The organism is Herbiconiux moechotypicola (genome assembly GCF_024979255.1).
GTDB lineage: Bacteria > Actinomycetota > Actinomycetes > Actinomycetales > Microbacteriaceae > Herbiconiux > Herbiconiux moechotypicola.
On sequence record NZ_JANLCN010000004.1, the window covers coordinates 271,028 to 289,774 of the forward strand.

Here is an 18,747-nt window from a genome sequence, read left to right on the forward strand (position 1 = left end):
GTGCCCGAGGCCCCCTGGGAGCGGGGACCGCTGCGGTCGGCACGGCCGCACCGACTCCCACCGGCTCCTTTCGGGTGAGTCAGTCGGAGGGCCGTGCGACGAGCACCGAGAGCGGGTCGACGGTTGCGGGCATCGCGCCCGTGCTCGAGGTCGGGGGCTTGCCCTCGCCCGAGTCGAGCACGGCGCGCGTGTCGAGCACCAGCGGGAGCGCGAGCACATCGGGAGCGACACGGGCGAGCTCGATCCGCTCGCCGGAGAGGTTGACCACGAGTACCGCGCCCGGTCGCCGCAGCACCAGCCAGCGCTCGGCCTCGTCGAACTCGACGACTATGTCGCTCAGTCGAATCTCGTCACCCGGAGGAAGGGTGGCCCGCACCCGGGCGAGCTCGCGGTAGAGGGCGAGAACCGAGGCGTGCTCCGGCTGGGTGGCGTCGCCGATCTCCGACCAGTCGAGCTTCGAGTTCGTGAACGTCGCAGGATCTTGCGGATCAGGGACCACCGACTCGTCCCACCCCATCCGTGCGAACTCCGCGATGCGACCTTCGGCGGTGGCCCTGCCCAGTTCCGGTTCGGGGTGGGAGGTGAAGAACTGCCACGGTGTGGAGGCCGCCCACTCCTCGCCCATGAAGAGCATCGGGGTGAACGGACCGAGATACGTGAGCGCGGCCGCGATGCCCAGTGCATCGGAGCCCAGGCTCGCCGGGAGCCGGTCGCCGATGGCGCGGTTGCCGATCTGATCGTGGTTCTGGGAGGCGACGACGAGGCGCCACGGAGCCGTCCGCGCCCGGTCGAGCTCGACTCCATGGAGGCGCCCGCGAAAGCTCGAGTAGGTGCCGTCATGGAAGAACCCTCGCGTCAGCACCTTCGCCAGCGCGGCCACGGAGTCGAAGTCGGAATAGTAACCCTGGGTCTCCCCGGTGAGGTTGACGTGCACGGCATGGTGGAAGTCATCGCTCCACTGACCATCGAGCCCGTACCCGCCGGACTCACGCTCCCGGAACATGATCGGATCGTTGAGGTCGGACTCGGCGATCAACGTCCGGCGCACGCCGGTCTCCTCCGACAGGGACTCCACCTCGGCCGCGAGTTCGGCGAGCAGGTGCACGGGCCCCTCGTCGACCAGGGCGTGCACCGCATCCAGGCGCAGACCGTCGACGTGGTAGTCGCGCAGCCACATCAGCGCGTTGTCGAGGATGAACCGCCGCACCGCGGCCGAGCCCTCCTGGTCGAGGTTGACCGAGGTGCCCCAGGTGTTGCGCGAGGCGTCGCTGAGGTAGGGGCCGAACAACGGCAGATAGTTGCCGCTCGGGCCGAGGTGGTTGTAGACGACGTCTTGGATGACCGCGAAGCCCTCCTGGTGGCATACGTCGACGAATCGCTGGTAGGCGGCGGGCCCGCCGTAGCGCTCGTGCACCGCGAACCAGTCCACGCCGTCGTACCCCCAGTTGTGCGTGCCGTTGAAGCCGTTCACGGGGAGCAGCTCGATGTGGGTCACACCGATGGACCGCAGGTGGGCCAGGTGCTCGAGTGCCGCGTCGAGAGTGCCTTCGGGCGTGAACGTTCCGACGTGCAGTTCGTAGACGACCGCGGTGTCGAGGGGATGACCGGCCCAGTCGGCGTCGTGCCAGCCATACGTCGAGGCGTCGACAGTGCGCGAAGGACCGTGGACCCCTTCGGGCTGGCGGCGCGATCTCGGATCGGGGTAGGGCCCCTCGCCGTCGAGCAGGTAGCCGTAGTCGATCCCGGGCTCCCACAGCACCGCCCCGGGCGCAGGACTCCACCACCCGTCTTCACCGGCGACGAGCGGTATCGTGCGATCGGGTTCGCGCAACACGAGGTCGACACGGGAGGGCTTCGGAGCCCAGACGGCGAAGTCGCGTTCGGTCATGGTGTCTGGTTCCCCTGTCAGGATTCGTCGTCGATGCGTTGCAGCAGGGCGACGGGATAGCGATCGAGAAGTGCCGCCACCCGCACCTCTCCAGGGGCCACGACACGGCCCGTGAGGGCATCGGCGTAGCCGGAGCGGGTGTCGGGGAGATCGAGCGTCGTGTCGTCCCAGCCACCGTGATGAGCCAGCGTGATCGGAAGTCGTGTGGCGACGGTGATCGCCCCGCCCCGGTCGAAGGCCACCACATGGTGGGAGGCCACCCCACGCCCCGGCAGCGGGCGGTAGCCCGTGAAGAGCTCCGGCCTGGCCCGCAGCAGCCTCAGGGCGGCCGACACCACGAGGAGTTTCACCGCGCCCTCGTCGTCGATGGAGGGGAGTTCGCCGGCGTCTTGGGTGCGCAGCGCCTCGCTCCGCAGATCGAAGTCGACCGGGCGTCGGTTGTCGGGGTCGACGAGTGAGAGGTCCCAGAGCTCGGTGCCCTGGTAGACGTCGGGCACGCCGGGGATCGTGAGCTGCACCAGCTTGGCCGACAGACTGTTGCTGCGGCCGGCCGCCTCGACGAGCGACAGCTGGGTCTCGACCAGTCCCCGGACGATCGGGTCGGCGTACGCCGCGTCGATCGCGCGGTGGAACCCCGCCTCGAACCCCTGGTCGGGGTCGAGCCAGCCGGTGAAATCACCGGCCTCGCGCGCTGCCTTCTCGGCGTAGGCCTGGGCCCGCTCGCGCGTGAGCGGCCAGGCGCCGACGAGAGCCTGCCAGAGGAGGTTGTCGAACGGGCCGTCGCCGGTGGGCTGCAGGGATCGCAGCTTGGTGAGGGCGCCACCCCACCCGTCGCCGAGCTCCGACAGGGCGCTGATGCGGGCCCGCACGTCTTCGGATCGCTTGGTGTCGTGTGTGGACAGCGTCGTCATCGAGTGGGGCAGCATCTCGAGCCGCCGCACCTGCTCGGCGTGAAAGTCATCCGGCGTCACCGAGAAGCGATCGGGCTCGGCACCCACCTCGGTGAGGGAGGTCAGCCTGGTGTACCGGTAGAAGGCCGTGTCCTCCACGCCCTTCGCCATCACCATGCCGGAGGTCTGCTGAAAACGTGTGGCCGCCGGATGCCCCTCGCGACCCAGCACCTCCGCCGTCTCGGTCAACAGCGGCTCGAGATCGGGTCGTGATCGCACGGCGAGCTGGAGTGCCAGCTGGAGGTGGTCGCGCCCGGCCGGGAGGTACGAGCGGTAGACCGGGAAGCTCGTGAGGAGCTCGGCGACGGCGTCGTCGAGTGCCGAGGTGGATGCGCCGGGCGGCGTGGATTCTGATCTCTCGATCTCCCGCACGATCCGGCGCACCTCTGAGCGCAGGATGCCGTCGGCGACGGCCCGCTTGGTCTCGTGGATCATCTCGCGATATCCGGTCGTCGGCAGCCCGGACTCCTCGCGCAGCTGCGCGTCGATCCGGTCGAGACCCGCCTCGCCGTCGGGATCGACGAAAAGACGATCGATGATGGCCAGGGCGTCGTACCCCGTGGTGCCCGCCGTACGCCAGTCCGGCTGCAACGCTTCTCCGCCCTCGAGGATCTTCTCGACGAGCACATACGCACCACCCGTCAGCTCCTCCAGTCGCTCGAGGTAGCCACCGGGGTCGGCGAGCCCGTCGGGATGATCGACCCGGAGTCCGTCGACGAGACCCTCTCTGAACCAGCGCCCGATCTCGGCGTGGGACTCGTCGAACACCCAGGTTTCCTCGACCCGCACGGCGGCGAGTGACGAGACGGCGAAGAACCGGCGATAGTTCAGCTCGTCGCTCTCGCGGCGCCAGTTCATCAGCTCGTAGTTCTGGCGACCATGGACGATCTGGGGAGTGGCGCCGTCGTCGGCGGTACCCGGAGCGATCGGGAAGAGGTGCTCGTAGTAAGCCAGCACAGGCTCCCCGGCCTCATGACCAGGTCCGACGGAACCGTCGGGTCTGAGTACCTGAAGCGCCTCCAGCGAGTCGTCGCCCAGTACAGGAAGCCGCACCTTGCCTGCTCCGAAATCCCAGTCGACGTCGAACGCCTCCGCGTACCGCGAGGCCGTACCGTGTTTCAGGAGGTTCCACCACCACGGGTTCTGGGCGGGCTCGGCCACGCCCACGTGGTTCGGCACGATGTCGACCAGCACCCCGAGGCCCGCGTCATGGGCCGCTTCGGAGAGCGCGGCGAGCCCCTCCGCACCGCCGCGGGCCACGTCGATGCGCGAGTGGTCGGTGACGTCGTAACCGTGGGTCGACCCCTCGGTCGACTGCAGGATCGGAGAGAGGTAGACCCAGTCGACCCCGAGTCGCTGCAAGTAGGGCACCAGCCTCGCTGCATCCCACAGCGTGAAGTCGGCCGTGAGTTGCAGGCGGTAGGTGGAACGAGGTATCCGCACGGTCACACCACCGTCGGTGTCGACGGTGCGACGACCGCGCTGCTGTCGGCCTGCGCGGTGAGCGACGCGGCGACCGAGTGGTCGGGCTCCGGGTCGGGCTCGGAGTGGAACCGCAGCACCTGTAGGGAACGGCCCACCACGGTGAGCGCGGAACCGGCCGCGAACGGCTCGGAGTCGGCCGCACCGCCCGCGGTGTCGATCACGACGTCCCACGACTCCGCATACTCCGACGACGGGAGCGTGAACTCCTGGTCTTCGTCGTGGGCGTTGAAGTAGAGCAGGAAATGCACGTCGGTCAGCACCTCACCGCGTGCCCCGCGTGCCCGGATGCCCTCGCCGTTCAAGAACACCCCGACCGCCCGGGAGAGCGGAGAGTCCCACTCCTCGGGCTGCATCTCGCTCGCGTCGGAGTTCAGCCACACGATGTCGGGCAGCGGCTGCCCCTCCTCGCGCTTGACCGGACGGCCGTCGAAGAAGCGGCTGCGGCGGAAGGTGGGGTGCTCCTTGCGCAGACGCAGCACCGCGGCGGTGAACTCGACCAGCGGGAGGTCTTCGGTGTCCCAGTGCACCCACGTGAGTGGAGAATCCTGCGCATAGGTGTTGTTGTTGCCCTCCTGGGTGCGGCCCAGCTCATCGCCGTGGAGCAGCATGGGAACCCCCTGCGAGAGAAACAGCGTGGCGAGGAAGTTTCGTTGCTGGCGCGCCCGCAGGGTCAGCACGCCCGGGTCGTCGGTGGGCCCTTCCACGCCGCAGTTCCAGGAGCGGTTGAACGACTCCCCGTCGGCGTTGTCTTCGCCGTTGGCGTCGTTGTGCTTCTCGTTGTAGCTCACCAGGTCGCGCAGGGTGAAGCCGTCATGCGCCGTGACGAAGTTGATCGATGCCACGGGCCGCCGCCCGTCGCGCTCGTACAGGTCGGCCGAGCCGGTGAACCGGCTCGCGAACTCGCCGAGGGTGGAGGGCTCGCCCCGCCAGAAGTCGCGCACCGTGTCGCGGTACTTGCCGTTCCACTCAGTCCATTGCGGTGGGAAGTTGCCGACCTGATAGCCACCCGGGCCCACATCCCAGGGCTCGGCGATGAGCTTCACCTGCGACACGATCGGGTCTTGCTGCACGAGCTCGAAGAAGCTCGACAGGCGGTCGACGTCGTAGAACTCGCGTGCGAGGGTGGACGCCAGGTCGAACCGGAAGCCGTCGACGTGCATCTCGGTGACCCAGTAGCGCAGCGAGTCCATGATGAGCTGCAGGGCGTGCGGGTGGCGTACGTTGAGCGAGTTGCCGGTGCCGGTGTAGTCCATGTAGTACCGCGGATCGTCGTCGACGAGGCGGTAGTAGGCGGCGTTGTCGATGCCCTTGAAGGAGAGGGTGGGCCCCAGGTGGTTGCCCTCGGCGGTGTGGTTGTAGACCACGTCGAGCACCACCTCGATGCCGGCCGCGTGCAGCGACTTCACCATGCCCTTGAACTCCTGCACCTGCTGCCCGCGGTCGCCGGTGGAGGAGTAGGAGCTGTGCGGGGCGAAGAAACCGATCGTGTTGTAGCCCCAGTAGTTGCTGAGGCCCTTCTCGAGCAGGGTGTTGTCGTTGACGAACTGGTGCACCGGCATCAGCTCGACGGCGGTGACACCCAGCTTGAGCAGATGCTCGATCACCTTGGGGTGCGCGATGCCGGCGTAGGTGCCCCTCTGCTCTTCGGGCACGTCGGGGTGCAGTTCGGTGAGCCCCTTCACGTGGGCCTCGTAGATGACGCTCTGGCTGTAGGGGTAGCGCAGCCGCCTGTCGCCCGACCAGTCGAAGAACGGGTTGATCACCACGGCGAGCAGCATGTGCGACGCGGAGTCGTCGTCATCGCGGGAATCCGGGTCGCCGAAGGTGTAGGAGAAGAGCGACTGGTCCCAGTCGATCACCCCGCAGGTGGCCTTCGCATACGGGTCGAGCAGCAGCTTGCTGGGGTTGCAGCGCTGCCCCTTCTCGGGGTCGTACGGCCCGTGCACCCGGTAGCCGTAACGCTGCCCCGGCTGCACCTGCGGCAGATAGGCGTGCCACACATAGGCGTCGACCTCGGTGATCTCGACTCGTGTCTCGATGCCGGCGTCGTCGATCAGGCACAGCTCGACGCGCTCGGCGACCTCGCTGAAGAGGGCGAAGTTCGTGCCGCTCCCGTCGTAGGTGGCGCCGAGCGGGTAGGCCGATCCTGGCCAGGTCTGCATCTGATCTCCTGTCATTTCTGAGCCCACCGTACCCGGTTCCGAACCGGGCGCGAGGGGCGCCGGACATCTGTGCACAACTCGCCGGGAGGGGCTGTCTGTGGAGGACCGTTCGCGGTACCCTGGCGCCATGGCTGACCTCGTGGAGACCCTGTCCGACGCGACCCGTTCGATCGGGGTGAACGCGGCGTACGGCGCCCCGGTCGAGATCGACGGCGCGACCTTCGTGCCCGTCGCGCTCGTGTGGGCGGGCTTCGGCGGCGGCAACGGCAAGGCCTCCTCGCCCGGAGCCACCGACAAGAAGATCGGCGCAGGCGACGCCGGCGGCGAGGGCTTCGGTGGCGGTGGCGTGAGCATCCCGATCGGCGCCTACGTGAGCGGCCCCGACGGCAAGGCGGCCTTCGAGCCGAACCTCATCGCCCTGCTCGCCGTCTCCATCCCCGTGATCTGCACCACGGGCTGGGCGCTCGCGCGGTTCGTGCGCGCGCTCAAGAAGTAGCGGCGGGCTATACTCGGTCGCACACGGGAGTCCGGTGAGCCGGGCTGAGAGGAAGGTTCTCAACCTTCGACCGTCGAACCTGATCTGGATCATGCCAGCGCAGGGAGGCATCTCGACGCCACGCGTGTGGCCGTCGCGACGTTCGAGCACCACGTGAACGCCGCGTCGTCCAGACCTGAGGCGAACCCGTGCCCCTTCCACCGACTGAAAGGGCACGACCAGTGCACACCACCGCATCCACCCGGGGCGCATCGCCCCGACCCACCGCCCGACGCCGCAGCTACCGCTGGAGGGTCGTCGATATCGTCGTCGCCAGCGTGATCGGCGTCGCATCCGGACTCGTCTTCTGGGTCTGGAACCTCACCTACTCACCCCTCAGCACCCCGCTCGAGGCGCTGCTGCCGGGTGCGCAGTCGCTCGTCGGCGGCGTCTGGCTGTTCGCCGGAGTGCTCGGCGGACTCATTGTGCGAAAGCCCGGTGCCGCCCTGTTCACCGAGCTCGTGGCCGCCACCGTCTCGGCGCTCGTGGGAACCCAGTGGGGCCCGCTCACCCTCGTGTCAGGGCTCGTGCAGGGCCTCGGGGCCGAGATCGTGTTCGCGGCGTTCCTCTACGCCAACTACCGCGTGTATGTGGCGGTGCTGGCGGGCGCCGGCGCGGGTCTCGCCATGGGCATCAACGACTCCATCCTCTGGTACCCGGGCGCGTCGGGCGCCTTCCACACCATCTACATCGTCTGCGGTGTCATCGGCGGGGCGATCGTGGCCGGCCTGCTCTCGTGGCTGCTGGCGCGAGCGCTGGCGCGCACCGGAGCACTCAACCGGTTCGCCTCCGGCCGAGAGGCCGCGGCGCGGTCGTGACGGCGACGGATGCGGGCACGGGCAGCGCGTCCGTGCCCGGCCTTCCGGCCACCCCGGCCCTCGGCCTCACCGCCGAGGGCTGGGGGTGGCGCCACGCCGGGCGCGCCAGCTGGGCGCAGCGCGGGCTCGATCTCGCGATCGAGCCCGGTGAGCGTGTCCTGCTGCTCGGCGCCTCCGGGGCGGGCAAGTCCACGCTCCTGCACGCCTTCGCCGGCGTGCTCGGCGGCGCCGACGAGGGCGAGGAGGAGGGGTCGCTCCGGGTGGGTGACGCCGACCCTCGTGAGGTCCGCGGGCGTACGGGCCTCGTGCTGCAGGACCCCGAGGCGCAGGTCGTGCTCGACCGTCTCGGTGACGACATCGCCTTCGGCTGCGAGAACCTCGGCGTGCCGCCCCACGAGATCTGGCCCCGGGTGACGGCGGCGCTGGCCGCCGTGGGCCTCGACCTGCCGCTCGACCGTCCCACCACGCAGCTCTCCGGTGGGCAGAAGCAGCGACTCGCGTTGGCCGGGGCGCTCGCCATGCGACCCGGCGTGCTCCTGCTCGACGAACCCACCGCGAACCTCGACCCGGCGGGGGTGCTCGAGGTGACGGATGCGGTGGGCCGGGTCGTGCGCGACACCGGCGCCACCCTCGTGGTGATCGAGCACCGTGTCGCGACCTGGCTCGACCAGATCGACCGCGTGATCGTCCTGGGGGCGGGCGGGGGACTCCTCGCCGACGGCCCCGCGGAGCAGGTGCTCCGCGAGCACGGGGACCGGCTGGCCGCGGAGGGGGTGTGGGTGCCGGGCATCGATCCGCTCCACGGGCGCCGACCGGTGCGCACCGCATCAGCACCAGGCGGGGAGACCCTCCTCACCGCGCATGACCTCGTGGTGGCTCGCGACGAGAACGCCCGCCGTTCACTGATCGGCGACCTCGAACTGACGGAGGGAGAGGCGCTCGCCGTCACCGGTGCCAACGGCGCGGGCAAGAGCACTCTGGCGCTCACCCTCGCGGGCCTCCTGCCCGTCGCCTCCGGACGGATCGAGGCGACGGACGCGCTGCGGCACGACGCGACGGCCGCCGGCCGGCCCGCTCCGGCAGATCCGGCCGCCTGGACGTCGCGCCAGGTGCTCACGCGCGTCGGCGTCGTGTTCCAAGACCCCGAGCACCAGTTCGTGGCCGGCACCGTGCGCGCCGAGCTCGAGGCGGGCCTCCGCGCGCTCGGGCTCCCCGCAGCGGAACGGGATGCCCGGGTAGCCGACGCCGCCTCCCGCCTGCGGCTCGAGCCCCTGCTCGACGTCAACCCCTACACGCTCTCCGGCGGTGAGAAACGCCGGCTCTCGGTGGCCTCGGCGCTCGTCGCCAGACCCCGCGTGCTCGTGCTCGACGAACCCACCTTCGGGCAGGACTCGCGCACCTGGGCCGAGCTCGTGCTGCTCCTCGGCGAACTGCTCGACCGGGGTACTGCGGTGGTCGCCGTCACGCACGACCGTGCCTTCCTCGACGCCGTCGCCGACCGCGAGCTGACCGTCGCCCCGCAGCAGTCAGAGGCCCCTGCCGCCGACCCCGCGCATCCTGAAACCCCCCGAGGCCGGCGGCTCAACCCGGTCGCGGCCCTGGTCGCCTCCCTCGTGGTGAGTGCGCTCCTCATCGTCACCATCGACCCCGTCTCCGCCGGCGTGGCGCTCGCGCTCGAGGCCATCGCCGCGGCGGGCATTCTCGCGTCGTCCGCCCCCGCCCGGGAGGTCGCACCCGCGCTGGCGCGGCGTACCCTCGCCATCTGGATCGCCGCCCCGCTGGCGGGAGTCACCACGCTCCTCTACGGCGCGCCGTCCGGCACCACCTACTGGCAGTTCGGACTGCTGCACGTCTCCGACGGCTCCATCGGACTCGCCGTGGCGACGACCCTCCGCATCCTGGCCATCGGCTTGCCGGCGGTGGTGCTGTTCGCCCGCACCGACCCCACCGATCTCGCCGACGGACTCGCACAGCTCTGGCGACTGCCCAGCCGGTTCGTGCTCGGTGCTCTGGCCGGTCTCAGGCTGATCGGTCTGTTCACCGACGACTGGCGTCAGCTCGCGCTGGCACGGAGGGCCCGCGGACTGGCCGACACCGGCCGGGTGCGCCGCGTCGCCGGACAGGTGTTCGCCCTGCTCGTGCTCTCGATCCGCCGCGGCAGCACGCTCGCGACCGCCATGGAGGCGCGTGGTTTCGGGGGCGGCACGCCCCGCACCTGGGCCAGGAGGTCGGAGTTCGGGATGCGCGAGTGGCTGCTCATCGCCGGGGGAGCCCTCATCGGCGGGATCGCCCTCGCCGTGTCGGTCGCGACCGGGGCGATCCGTCTGGTGGTGGGCTGACCGTGGTCGTGATCCTCGTCGACGGTCCGAGCGGGTCGGGCAAGACCGAGCTCGCGCAGCGCATCGCCGGCGGCTGGGCCGGAGCCGACGTGCCGCAGGTGGTGCACCTCGACGACATCTATCCCGGGTGGGGCGGCCTCGAGAAGGCGAGCCGTCACATCGTCGACGAGCTGTTGGGGCCGCTGCGGTCGGGAGGCGTGCCGAGGTGGCGGCGCTACGACTGGGCGGGCGCACGTCTCGCGGAGTGGCACGAGCTCGATCCCGGGCTCCCCGTGCTGATCGAGGGATGCGGGGCGCTCAGCCGCGACGCCGCGATGCTCGCCGACCTGGCGATCTGGGTGGAGACCGGCGACGCCGAGCGCAAGCGCCGAGCGCTCGAGCGCGACGGTGAGCTCTACGCCTCGCACTGGGACGAGTGGGAGCAGCAGTGGCAGGGGTTCTGCCGGCGCGAGCGTCCTCGCGAGTCGGCCACAGTGATCGTCCCGACCTGACCCCCCCCGCACCGGGTCGCGCTGCTGCTCAGTCGGTGCGTGACTCGATGAACGCGGCGATGACGGGTATCGGATGCGTGAGCCGCCACAGGGGGCCCGGGTCGCCGATCCGCGCATCCAGCTCCAGACGGGAGGTGACGGTCCCCTCGCTCGTCGTGACCGTCACCGTGCCGACCGATTCGCCGACGGATCCCGTGCTGATCGTCTGCGCGTCGACCGTGTACTCCACGGGTGTCGAGACCCAGAGCTGCTGCGTCTCCGTGCTCGCCGCCACGGCGCGTGCGGTGTCGCCCCACGGCGCGGTGTAGGTCACGAAACGCTGCCCGGCGGTCACCACCGGCGTCGCCGTCACCGCACCGCCCGCCGAGGCGGCCAGGGCGGCCAGATCGCCGTCGAGGGTGTCCCAGTCGGGCTCGCGCAGGAACGCGCCGTAGAGACGTGCATCGCTCCCGTCGGCCGCCTCTCCGGAGCCGGGAGGAACGAGCGCGAAGAGGAAGCACACACCGGCCTGATCGGTGTAGCTGCGCGAGACGCCGATGTAGCCGAGATCCTGTTCGTAGGCGGCGAGATTGTCGGTGGAGCGGCCACCCGGCAACGCGGCGTCGTCCATCGCCATGATCTCGGCGATCGAGGCCTCGGAGAACGCGAGTGCGCTGATACGGGCGAGATCGGATGCGGTGCCCACGTCGGCCTCGTCGAGTCCGGTGGCGTCGACCAGCTCGATGCTCGACAGCCCGCGTGCGGCGAGCCACTCGCCGGCCGCATCGAGGTAGGCGTCGACCGATCCGAACGCCCAGCGGGCGAGCAGGTCGGCGTGGTTGTTGCTCGAGCCGAGGAGCATCGCCTGCATGACCTCGCGCTGCGACCAGCTCTCGCCGGCCGACACCGCCACCGCCCGGGCGCTCTCGGCCACGTAGCGGGTGTAGTCGGCCGCATCCTCGGCGGTGATGGCGATCCCGGGGCCGGAGCTGCCCGCGAGCAGGGGGCGTTCGGCGAGCACGACCAGGGCGGTGATGACCTTCGCCGCCCCGGCGATCGGAACCGCCTCCGTGATTCCTCCGCTGGCCAGCACCGGGGTGGCCACGTCGGCCACGATCGCGCTCGCGCCGGTCTCGGGCACGACAGGGGTGATGCCGCCGGGCGTGGCTGCGGGCAGCTCGGCGACCACCGCGGTCGCCGCCGGAAGCGGGCCCACGAGGGTGGCCGGCCCGTAGACCCCGACCCCGAGGATGACGATCACGCCGAGAGTGATGCCCACGACCCGGAGTGCGGTGCGCGCTGCCGAGGATTTCGCCATGGGTCAAGGCTAGGCGCGCGCTCAGGCCCAGCCGAGCTCGTGCAGCCGCGCGTCGTCGATCCCGTAGAAGTGGGCGATCTCGTGTACGAGGGTGATGTGGATCTCGTCACGGAGCTCGTCGAGATCGTGGCACAGCGCCAGCAGCGGCTCGCGGTAGAGGATGATGCGGTCGGGCATCTCGCCGAAGCCGTACTGGCCGCGTTCGGTGACGGCCACGCCGTCATAGAGACCGAGAAGGTCGAGCGAGCCGTCCTCGGGTCTGTCCTCCACCACGAACACCACGTTGTCGAGACCGTCGAGCATCTCGTCAGGGAGTTCGTCGAGTTCTGCCGAGACCAGCTCTTCGAACGAGTCGGCGTCGAGTTCGAGCATCCGGCGCACCTCTACCTGACCGCCATTGGGGTGAATAACGGGACTCGAACCCGCGACATCCGGCACCACAAGCCAGCGCTCTACCAACTGAGCTATATCCACCATGTTCACCTCGCAATCGTGATTGCGGGGCAACGAGAGAACATTCTATTACATCCGCGACGCGAATTCCTCCACCACGTCGGCGGAGATGATCTTGAGCTCGGCGGAGCTCGGGCCGGGCTCGCCCACGAACACCGCTTTGCGGTAGTACTCCAGCTCGCGGATCGACTCCAGGATGTCGGCCAGCGCCCGGTGTCCGCCCGCCTTCTCGGGGGCGTTGAAGTACACCCGCGGGAACCAGCGGCGGGCGAGTTCCTTGATCGACGACACGTCGACGCTGCGGTAGTGCAGGTGGCCGTCGACCCGGGGCATGAACTTCGCGAGGAACATGCGGTCGGTGCCGATGGTGTTGCCCGCGAGGGGGGCCTGCTGCACACCGGGAACGAACTTCAGGATGTACTCGAGCACCTGGTACTCGGCGTCGGCGAGGCTCACGCCGTTCGGGATCTCGAGCGAGAGCCCGCTCGACTCGTGCATCTTGGTGACGAAGTCGTTCATGTGCTCCAGCGCCGAGTCGTCGGGCTTGATGACGATGCTGAACCCGGGGTCGAGGAGGTTCAGTTCGGAGTCGGTCACGACGACCGCCACCTCGACCAGCTCGTCGACCTCGAGATCGAGCCCCGTCATCTCGCAGTCGATCCAGACGAGGCGATCCGATGTTGAACTCATGTCCCGAGTCTAAGTCTGATGGTCGGCGAGCTGTGGCGGTGGGTCTCTAGACTGGCGGCGATGATCCTCACACTCGCCATCCTGCTCTTCGTCAACGCCGCCTGGAACTTCATCGTGTGGCCCCAGTTCTTCAAGCGCGTGAACCGCGACGAACGGGCTCGGGATGCCTCCGGCAAGCCGACGCCGTTCCTCATCGTGCACGCGGTGCTGATCGGCATCTCGCTGCTGATCGCGGTGGTGTCGGTCGTCGTGGGGATCGTGGCGCTCGCCGGAGCCTGATCCTGACGGCCACATGTCGGTGCCCCTGGCTGGATTCGAACCAGCGACAAACGGATTAGAAGGCCGGTGCTCTATCCACTGAGCTACAGGGGCGACCTGGTCAGCGTACTACGCGCGCCCGCTCGGCATCGATGGAGCGCGTCGCCGACTCGGATGGTCAGTCGTTGCTGCCGCGAGGCGGGAAGGCGTTCACCGGGGGGTGGAGCTCGCCGACGGCGCGGGCGTCGGCCGGGTCGGTGGTGAGCTCGAGGTCTCCGGCACCGGAGTGCGGGTCGCGCGCGCGGCTTCCCGTGCCCGACGCCACCTGCTGCACCGTCGGCAGCGGTTCGTGGGTGGGCGGCAGCGGAGCCGCGGGCTCCATCAGGGCGGTCGCCGTGGAGGAGGTGACCGGCGCGGTCGGTGCTCCACCGAGAGCGGCGGTCGTCGTGCCGGTGGCGGCGGGCGCTGCGAATGCAGCCGTCGAGGCCGCGGGGGCCGTGGATGCGGGCGTGGTCTCCGCCGGTGCCGCGTACTGGGCGTGGTGCTGCTGGGCGACCCACGCATCCTGCTGCGCGAGCAGCTCGGTGTCGCTCGACGCCGACTGCGCCGCCCAGCGCTCGAGGTCGGCCTGGAAGAGGCGGCGTGCGCGGCCCGGCCTGTGCTGCCACTCCACCAGGCGGTCGCGGAACTCGACGACCGCGGGCTCGACCTGGTAGCCGAAGGTGGCCGAGTTGCGCTTCATCTCGGCCAGCGCGTGTGCGGCCCAGCTCGCCGCGACGTCGGAGCCCTTGATGGGCAGGAGTCGCACCTGGATGTCGGCCTGGCCGGTGGCGCGGTCGGCGAGGATCTGCTCCTGGGGGGTGAGGGAGTTCCACACCGAGGCCTGCTCTGCGGCGTCGATGAGCGAGGCGATCGCCGACACCTTGAGCTCGCGGTCGTGCTTGGCGAGGAGGCGCTTGATCGAGGAGTGCGCGACCCAGGCCGCGATGAGTCCGGCCACGATGATCGCGGCTGCGGGCAGCACGATCCCGGAGACGACGTACTCTCCGTCGGAGGAGTACAGCCAGCGGGCGAATCCATTCCACCATTCCATGTGCGGCACCCTACCTCCGGGATGCGCGTGAGCCGTGAGGCCGCCGCCGTGTCGCACGAAGTCGCGGCGGGTTCACCGGAGGCACTCCACCGCATCGAGCGCCGAGGAGAACTCGCCGACCGGCACGACCCTGGTGGTGCGGGGCAGCAGACGGCCGGCCGAGAAGCGGGGGCCGTCGGCGGAGGGAAGTTCCTCGACGTAGCCGAGGAGGATGCCGGACGGCGCGACGACCCGCCAGTAGCCGTCGCGCACCCTGCGGAGGCCGGGATGTGCGTGAACCGTTGTCATGTCGGGAACGGTACGGTGCACCACCGACATCGATCCGCGCATCCGGCCGTAGACTCGGGGCCATGGAGACTTTCGTTCTGGCAGGCGGCTGCTTCTGGTGCCTCGATGCCGTGTACCGCACGCTCGAGGGCGTGCACGACGTGGTGTCGGGCTACACCGGCGGCACGGTGCCGAATCCGAGCTACGAGCAGGTGTGCACGGGCACCACCGGGCAGGCCGAGGCCGTCGCCGTGACCTTCGACCCCGCGGTCATCCCGGCCGAGGTGATCCTCGACGTGTTCTTCACCCTCCACGATCCCCGGCAGCTCAACCGCCAGGGCAACGACATCGGCACCCAGTACCGCTCGGCCATGTTCTACGACGGCGACGCGCAGAAGGCGCTCTTCGAGTCGGCGATCGAGCACGCGGCCGAGCTGTGGGACGGCGGGATCGTCACCACCCTCGAGCCGCTGGGCGAGTTCTACCGCGCCGAGGAGTACCACCAGGACTTCTTCGCCAAGAATCCCGGTCAGGGGTACTGCATGGCCGTGGCACTGCCGAAGGTCAACAAGGTGCGCAAGGCCTACGCGAAGTACATCAAGGCGGCCTGACTCCTCCTGCACAGCCTCGAACGCCCGGTCGGTCATCCACAGATGAGCGATCGGGCGTTCTCCGTTCCCGCCGGTGCGGCGCACACTCGGGTCATCATCCGAACACCGCACTCAAGGAGCAGACCATGCCCGATCTCATCACCATCACCGGAACCGTCGCCACGCCGCCCCGGCACATCGTCACCTCCGGCGGGCTCGACATCGCGAGCTTCCGCCTCGCGTCGAGTCAGCGCCGCTACGACAAGACGCTCGGCAAGTGGGTCGACGCCGACACCAACTGGTACAGCGTGTCGGCCTTCCGGCACCTCGCCGTCAACATCCTGAGTTCGCTCTCCCTTGGTCAGCGGGTGGTGGTCTCCGGGCGCCTCCGGGTGCGTCACTGGGAGAGCGGGGAGAAGACGGGCATCGCCGTCGAGCTCGAGGCCGACGCCGTCGGGCACGACCTCTCCTGGGGCACGAGCTCGTTCACGAAGGTCATCCCCAGCACGCCGAACCCGGGTGGCGGCGCGGAGGGTGAGTCGGTCTCCGGCTCGTTCCCGGAGCGCCTCGACGATGCGGCGATCGGGGGTGGCTCTGCCGACGCGGGAGACGAACCCTCCGAGCTGCCGGGGTCCGGCGATCGGGAGCCGGCGGAGGAGCTGCTGCCGTTCTGAGGGAGATCGCCAGCAGCACGAACTACACTCAGGGAGGCTCCCGGCGGGAGGCCGACGACGATCCACGGAAGACCGACGATCCACGGAAGACAAGGGTGGGAATGCGCACCAGGCACCTCGTACCCGCGGCGCTCGCCGCGGTTCTGATGCTCGCAGGATGCGTCGCCTCCACGGGCGATGAGGCTCCGGCCACCGGGTCGCCCGAGGCGACCGGCACTCCGACCTCGTCGGCCGCTCCCGCCGCGGTCCTCCTGCCGGAGGGCGATGCAGAGGCCAACAAGCCGTTCTTCGACCAGACCAACGAGGCCGTCCTGACGGGCAACCCCGATGCCGGCGGTGTCGAGTTCACGAGCGCCCTGCGCTCGAGCGGATTCGACATCGCGGCGATGCAGGTCACCCCCGACGTCACCACCGTGGGAGTGGCGGCCGACTCGATCCAGTTCTCGGTGCGCTGGGGCGAGGAATGCCTCATCGGGCAGTACGGGCACGGCGAGTACAGCAGCATCGTCGCGCCCGTTCTGGGCACCGGCACGTGCCTGATCGGGCAGACCCGGCCCATAGACTGGTGACATGGCCGAATATATCTACTCGATGGTGCGCGCCCGCAAAGCGGTGGGCGACAAGCTGATCCTCGACGACGTGACCATGGCGTTCCTGCCCGGCGCGAAGATCGGCGTGGTCGGCCCCAACGGGGCAGGAAAGTCGACCATCCTCAAGATCATGGCCGGCCTCGACACCCCGTCGAACGGCGAGGCGAAGCTCACGCCCGGGTTCACCGTCGGCATCCTCATGCAGGAGCCGGAGCTCGACGAGTCGAAGACGGTGCTCGAGAACGTGCAGGAGGGCGTCGGCCCGATCAAGGGCAAGCTCGACCGCTTCAACGAGATCAGCGCCGCGATGGCGGAGCCGGACGCCGACTTCGACGCCCTCCTCGCCGAGATGGGCACGCTGCAGGAGGAGATCGACACCGCCGACGCGTGGGACCTCGACTCGCAGCTCGAGCAGGCCATGGACGCCCTGCGCACGCCTCCCGCCGACGCCGAGGTGAAGAACCTCTCCGGTGGTGAGAAGCGTCGCGTGGCGCTCTGCAAGCTGCTGCTGCAGAAGCCCGATCTCCTGCTGCTCGACGAGCCCACCAACCACCTCGACGCCGAGAGCGTGCTCTGGCTCGAGCAGCACCTCAAGCAGTACCACGGGGCTGTGCTGGCCGTGACCCACGACCGGTACTTCCTCGACCACGTGGCCGAGTGGATCGCCGAGGTCGACCGCGGACGTCTGTACCCCTACGAGGGCAACTACTCCACCTACCTCGAGAAGAAGCGCGAGCGGCTCGAGGTGCAGGGCAAGAAAGACGCCAAGCTCGCCAAGCGTCTCTCCGAAGAGCTCGACTGGGTGCGCAGCAACGCCAAGGGCCGCCAGGCCAAGTCGAAGGCCCGTCTCGCCCGCTACGAGGAGATGGTGACCGAGGCCGAGCGCACCCGCAAGCTCGACTTCGAAGAGATCCAGATCCCGGTGGGCCCCCGCCTCGGCGCCCAGGTGATCGAGGCCACCAAGCTGCACAAGGGGTTCGGGGAGCGCGTGCTCATCGACGACCTGTCGTTCACCCTGCCGCGCAACGGCATCGTCGGTGTCATCGGCCCGAACGGTGTCGGCAAGTCGACCCTGTTCAAGACCATCGTCGGCCTGGAGCCCCTCGACGGCGGCACGCTCAAGATCGGCGAGACGGTCGACATTTCCTACGTCGACCAGTCGCGCGGCGGCATCGACCCCAACAAGACCCTGTTCGAGGTCGTCTCCGACGGGCTCGACTACATCCAGGTGGGCAAGACCGAGATCCCGGCGCGCGCCTACGTCTCGACCTTCGGGTTCAAGGGTCCCGACCAGCAGAAGAAGGCCGGCGTGCTCTCGGGCGGTGAGCGCAACCGCCTCAACCTCGCTCTCACCCTGAAGCAGGGCGGCAACCTGCTCCTGCTCGACGAGCCCACCAACGACCTCGACGTCGAGACGCTCGGCAGCCTCGAGAACGCGCTGCTCGAGTTCCCCGGCTGCGCCGTGGTCATCACCCACGACCGGTGGTTCCTCGATCGCATCGCCACGCACATCCTGGCCTACGAGGGCACCGAGGACGACCCGGCGAACTGGTACTGGTTCGAGGGCAACTTCGAGGCCTACGAGCAGAACAAGATCGAGCGTCTCGGCCCCGACGCCACGAAGCCCGGCCGCTCCACCTACCGCAAGCTCACGCGCGACTGACCAGGCGCGCCATGCGACTGCACGTGCCGATCCAGCTGCGCTGGTCGGACCTCGACGCCTACGGGCACGTCAACAACGCCTCGATGCTGAAGATCCTGGAAGAGGCGAGGGTGTTCGCATTCTGGGTGGACGGCGACCTCACCGACCCCTCGCAGGCGGAGTGGAGCACCGCGGTCATCGATGCCGGCCCCGCGGCCGACACCAAGAGCGTCATCTCGCGTCAGGAGATCGAGTACGTGCGGTCGATGCCCTACATCCGGCAGCCGATCGACGTCGAACTGTGGATCGGGCATCTCGGCGGTGCCAGCCTCGACGTGTACTACGAGATCAAAGACCCCGTCGGCACCCAGCCTCAGAACACCTACGTGAAGGCCTCCACCACCCTGGTGCTCGTCGACGCGGTCACCGACCGGCCGCGGCGCATCCTGCCGCACGAGCGGGCCGCGTGGGAGCCGTATCTCGACGCCCCGCTCACCTTCCGCCGCCGGGCGTGAACCCGCGGGG

Annotated in this window: 18 protein-coding genes and 2 tRNA genes; 10 read left to right on the plus strand and 10 right to left on the minus strand. The window is 69.5% G+C overall.

Annotated elements, in window-relative coordinates; translation table 11 throughout:
- Positions 1-79: 79 nt before the first annotated feature.
- From treZ to glgX, 3 genes are read right to left on the minus strand one after another with little or no spacing between them, the layout of a single operon-like run.
- The gene (gene treZ / locus N1031_RS08445; RefSeq protein ID WP_259479177.1) at positions 80-1,888 is read right to left on the minus strand and encodes a malto-oligosyltrehalose trehalohydrolase; all 1,809 of its coding nucleotides are present in this window, start codon (positions 1,886-1,888) and stop codon (positions 80-82) included.
- 17 nt (positions 1,889-1,905) lie between these two features.
- The gene (gene treY, locus N1031_RS08450; protein ID WP_259479304.1) at positions 1,906-4,281 is read right to left on the minus strand and encodes a malto-oligosyltrehalose synthase; all 2,376 of its coding nucleotides are present in this window, start codon (positions 4,279-4,281) and stop codon (positions 1,906-1,908) included.
- 2 nt (positions 4,282-4,283) lie between these two features.
- Positions 4,284-6,485 (minus strand): glycogen debranching protein GlgX, encoded by a 2,202-nt coding sequence (gene glgX / locus N1031_RS08455; protein WP_259479178.1) that lies wholly within the window; start codon positions 6,483-6,485, stop codon positions 4,284-4,286.
- Positions 6,486-6,612: 127 nt separating this feature from the next.
- On the opposite strand from glgX, the gene N1031_RS08460 reads away from it, so the two are divergent.
- The 4 genes from N1031_RS08460 (at position 6,613) to N1031_RS08475 (ending at position 10,668) form a co-directional block, all read left to right on the plus strand.
- Entirely contained in the window at positions 6,613-6,981 is a 369-nt protein-coding gene (locus N1031_RS08460) for a hypothetical protein (protein WP_259479179.1), read from the plus strand.
- Between the two features lie 221 nt (positions 6,982-7,202).
- Positions 7,203-7,838, plus strand: coding sequence for an ECF transporter S component (locus tag N1031_RS08465; RefSeq protein WP_259479180.1), 636 nt, complete (start codon positions 7,203-7,205; stop codon positions 7,836-7,838).
- Positions 7,835-10,177: an ATP-binding cassette domain-containing protein gene (locus N1031_RS08470; RefSeq protein WP_375163623.1), complete on the plus strand. Its 2,343-nt coding sequence runs from the start codon at positions 7,835-7,837 to the stop codon at positions 10,175-10,177. Before N1031_RS08465 ends, N1031_RS08470 begins: the two co-directional genes overlap by 4 nt.
- 2 nt (positions 10,178-10,179) lie before the next feature.
- Complete coding sequence (locus tag N1031_RS08475) at positions 10,180-10,668, plus strand: nucleoside/nucleotide kinase family protein (protein WP_259479181.1); 489 nt, start codon at positions 10,180-10,182, stop codon at positions 10,666-10,668.
- Between the two features lie 28 nt (positions 10,669-10,696).
- On the opposite strand, the gene N1031_RS08480 is transcribed toward N1031_RS08475, so the two are convergent.
- The 4 genes from N1031_RS08480 to orn all read right to left on the minus strand — a co-directional run bounded on the left by N1031_RS08480 (position 10,697) and on the right by orn (position 13,108).
- The gene (locus N1031_RS08480; protein ID WP_259479182.1) at positions 10,697-11,965 is read right to left on the minus strand and encodes a D-alanyl-D-alanine carboxypeptidase family protein; all 1,269 of its coding nucleotides are present in this window, start codon (positions 11,963-11,965) and stop codon (positions 10,697-10,699) included.
- A gap of 21 nt (positions 11,966-11,986) precedes the next feature.
- Positions 11,987-12,337, minus strand: coding sequence for a metallopeptidase family protein (locus tag N1031_RS08485; RefSeq protein WP_259479183.1), 351 nt, complete (start codon positions 12,335-12,337; stop codon positions 11,987-11,989).
- 26 nt (positions 12,338-12,363) lie between these two features.
- A tRNA-His gene (locus N1031_RS08490) sits at positions 12,364-12,439 on the minus strand.
- 48 nt (positions 12,440-12,487) lie between these two features.
- Positions 12,488-13,108 (minus strand): oligoribonuclease, encoded by a 621-nt coding sequence (gene orn / locus N1031_RS08495; RefSeq protein WP_259479184.1) that lies wholly within the window; start codon positions 13,106-13,108, stop codon positions 12,488-12,490.
- Between the two features lie 60 nt (positions 13,109-13,168).
- Between orn and N1031_RS08500 the strand changes: the two genes are divergently transcribed.
- The gene (locus N1031_RS08500) at positions 13,169-13,387 is read left to right on the plus strand and encodes an SCO4848 family membrane protein (RefSeq protein WP_259479185.1); all 219 of its coding nucleotides are present in this window, start codon (positions 13,169-13,171) and stop codon (positions 13,385-13,387) included.
- Between the two features lie 20 nt (positions 13,388-13,407).
- Here N1031_RS08500 and N1031_RS08505 read toward each other — a convergent pair.
- The 3 genes from N1031_RS08505 to N1031_RS08515 all read right to left on the minus strand — a co-directional run bounded on the left by N1031_RS08505 (position 13,408) and on the right by N1031_RS08515 (position 14,747).
- Positions 13,408-13,480 (minus strand) — tRNA-Arg (locus tag N1031_RS08505).
- Between the two features lie 64 nt (positions 13,481-13,544).
- Positions 13,545-14,459, minus strand: coding sequence for a hypothetical protein (locus N1031_RS08510; protein ID WP_259479186.1), 915 nt, complete (start codon positions 14,457-14,459; stop codon positions 13,545-13,547).
- Between the two features lie 72 nt (positions 14,460-14,531).
- Entirely contained in the window at positions 14,532-14,747 is a 216-nt protein-coding gene (locus N1031_RS08515) for a hypothetical protein (RefSeq protein WP_259479187.1), read from the minus strand.
- A gap of 62 nt (positions 14,748-14,809) precedes the next feature.
- On the opposite strand from N1031_RS08515, the gene msrA reads away from it, so the two are divergent.
- The 5 genes from msrA to N1031_RS08540 all read left to right on the plus strand — a co-directional run bounded on the left by msrA (position 14,810) and on the right by N1031_RS08540 (position 18,737).
- Positions 14,810-15,337 (plus strand): peptide-methionine (S)-S-oxide reductase MsrA, encoded by a 528-nt coding sequence (gene msrA / locus N1031_RS08520; RefSeq protein WP_259479188.1) that lies wholly within the window; start codon positions 14,810-14,812, stop codon positions 15,335-15,337.
- A gap of 125 nt (positions 15,338-15,462) precedes the next feature.
- Positions 15,463-15,990: a single-stranded DNA-binding protein gene (locus N1031_RS08525; protein WP_259479189.1), complete on the plus strand. Its 528-nt coding sequence runs from the start codon at positions 15,463-15,465 to the stop codon at positions 15,988-15,990.
- Between the two features lie 101 nt (positions 15,991-16,091).
- Positions 16,092-16,559: a DUF6993 domain-containing protein gene (locus N1031_RS08530; RefSeq protein ID WP_259479190.1), complete on the plus strand. Its 468-nt coding sequence runs from the start codon at positions 16,092-16,094 to the stop codon at positions 16,557-16,559.
- Position 16,560: 1 nt separating this feature from the next.
- Entirely contained in the window at positions 16,561-18,243 is a 1,683-nt protein-coding gene (gene ettA, locus N1031_RS08535; RefSeq protein ID WP_259479191.1) for an energy-dependent translational throttle protein EttA, read from the plus strand.
- A gap of 11 nt (positions 18,244-18,254) precedes the next feature.
- Positions 18,255-18,737 carry an acyl-CoA thioesterase gene (locus tag N1031_RS08540; RefSeq protein WP_259479192.1) on the plus strand — a complete coding sequence of 161 codons (483 nt, stop codon included), beginning with the start codon at positions 18,255-18,257 and terminating at the stop codon, positions 18,735-18,737.
- Positions 18,738-18,747: the final 10 nt, after the last annotated feature.

What these genes read in the sequence shown, in the direction of transcription:
- treZ (WP_259479177.1), bottom strand. Translation starts at nt 1,888, where the DNA reads ATGACCGAACGCGACTTCGCCGTCTGGGCTCCGAAGCCCTCCCGTGTC.
- ettA (WP_259479191.1), top strand. Translation starts at nt 16,561, where the DNA reads ATGGCCGAATATATCTACTCGATGGTGCGCGCCCGCAAAGCGGTGGGC.
- N1031_RS08460 (WP_259479179.1), top strand. Translation starts at nt 6,613, where the DNA reads ATGGCTGACCTCGTGGAGACCCTGTCCGACGCGACCCGTTCGATCGGG.
- msrA (WP_259479188.1), top strand. Translation starts at nt 14,810, where the DNA reads ATGGAGACTTTCGTTCTGGCAGGCGGCTGCTTCTGGTGCCTCGATGCC.
- glgX (WP_259479178.1), bottom strand. Translation starts at nt 6,485, where the DNA reads ATGCAGACCTGGCCAGGATCGGCCTACCCGCTCGGCGCCACCTACGAC.
- N1031_RS08525 (WP_259479189.1), top strand. Translation starts at nt 15,463, where the DNA reads ATGCCCGATCTCATCACCATCACCGGAACCGTCGCCACGCCGCCCCGG.
- N1031_RS08500 (WP_259479185.1), top strand. Translation starts at nt 13,169, where the DNA reads ATGATCCTCACACTCGCCATCCTGCTCTTCGTCAACGCCGCCTGGAAC.
- orn (WP_259479184.1), bottom strand. Translation starts at nt 13,108, where the DNA reads ATGAGTTCAACATCGGATCGCCTCGTCTGGATCGACTGCGAGATGACG.
- N1031_RS08515 (WP_259479187.1), bottom strand. Translation starts at nt 14,747, where the DNA reads ATGACAACGGTTCACGCACATCCCGGCCTCCGCAGGGTGCGCGACGGC.
- N1031_RS08530 (WP_259479190.1), top strand. Translation starts at nt 16,092, where the DNA reads ATGCGCACCAGGCACCTCGTACCCGCGGCGCTCGCCGCGGTTCTGATG.
- N1031_RS08485 (WP_259479183.1), bottom strand. Translation starts at nt 12,337, where the DNA reads ATGCTCGAACTCGACGCCGACTCGTTCGAAGAGCTGGTCTCGGCAGAA.
- N1031_RS08480 (WP_259479182.1), bottom strand. Translation starts at nt 11,965, where the DNA reads ATGGCGAAATCCTCGGCAGCGCGCACCGCACTCCGGGTCGTGGGCATC.
- N1031_RS08540 (WP_259479192.1), top strand. Translation starts at nt 18,255, where the DNA reads ATGCGACTGCACGTGCCGATCCAGCTGCGCTGGTCGGACCTCGACGCC.
- N1031_RS08510 (WP_259479186.1), bottom strand. Translation starts at nt 14,459, where the DNA reads ATGGAATGGTGGAATGGATTCGCCCGCTGGCTGTACTCCTCCGACGGA.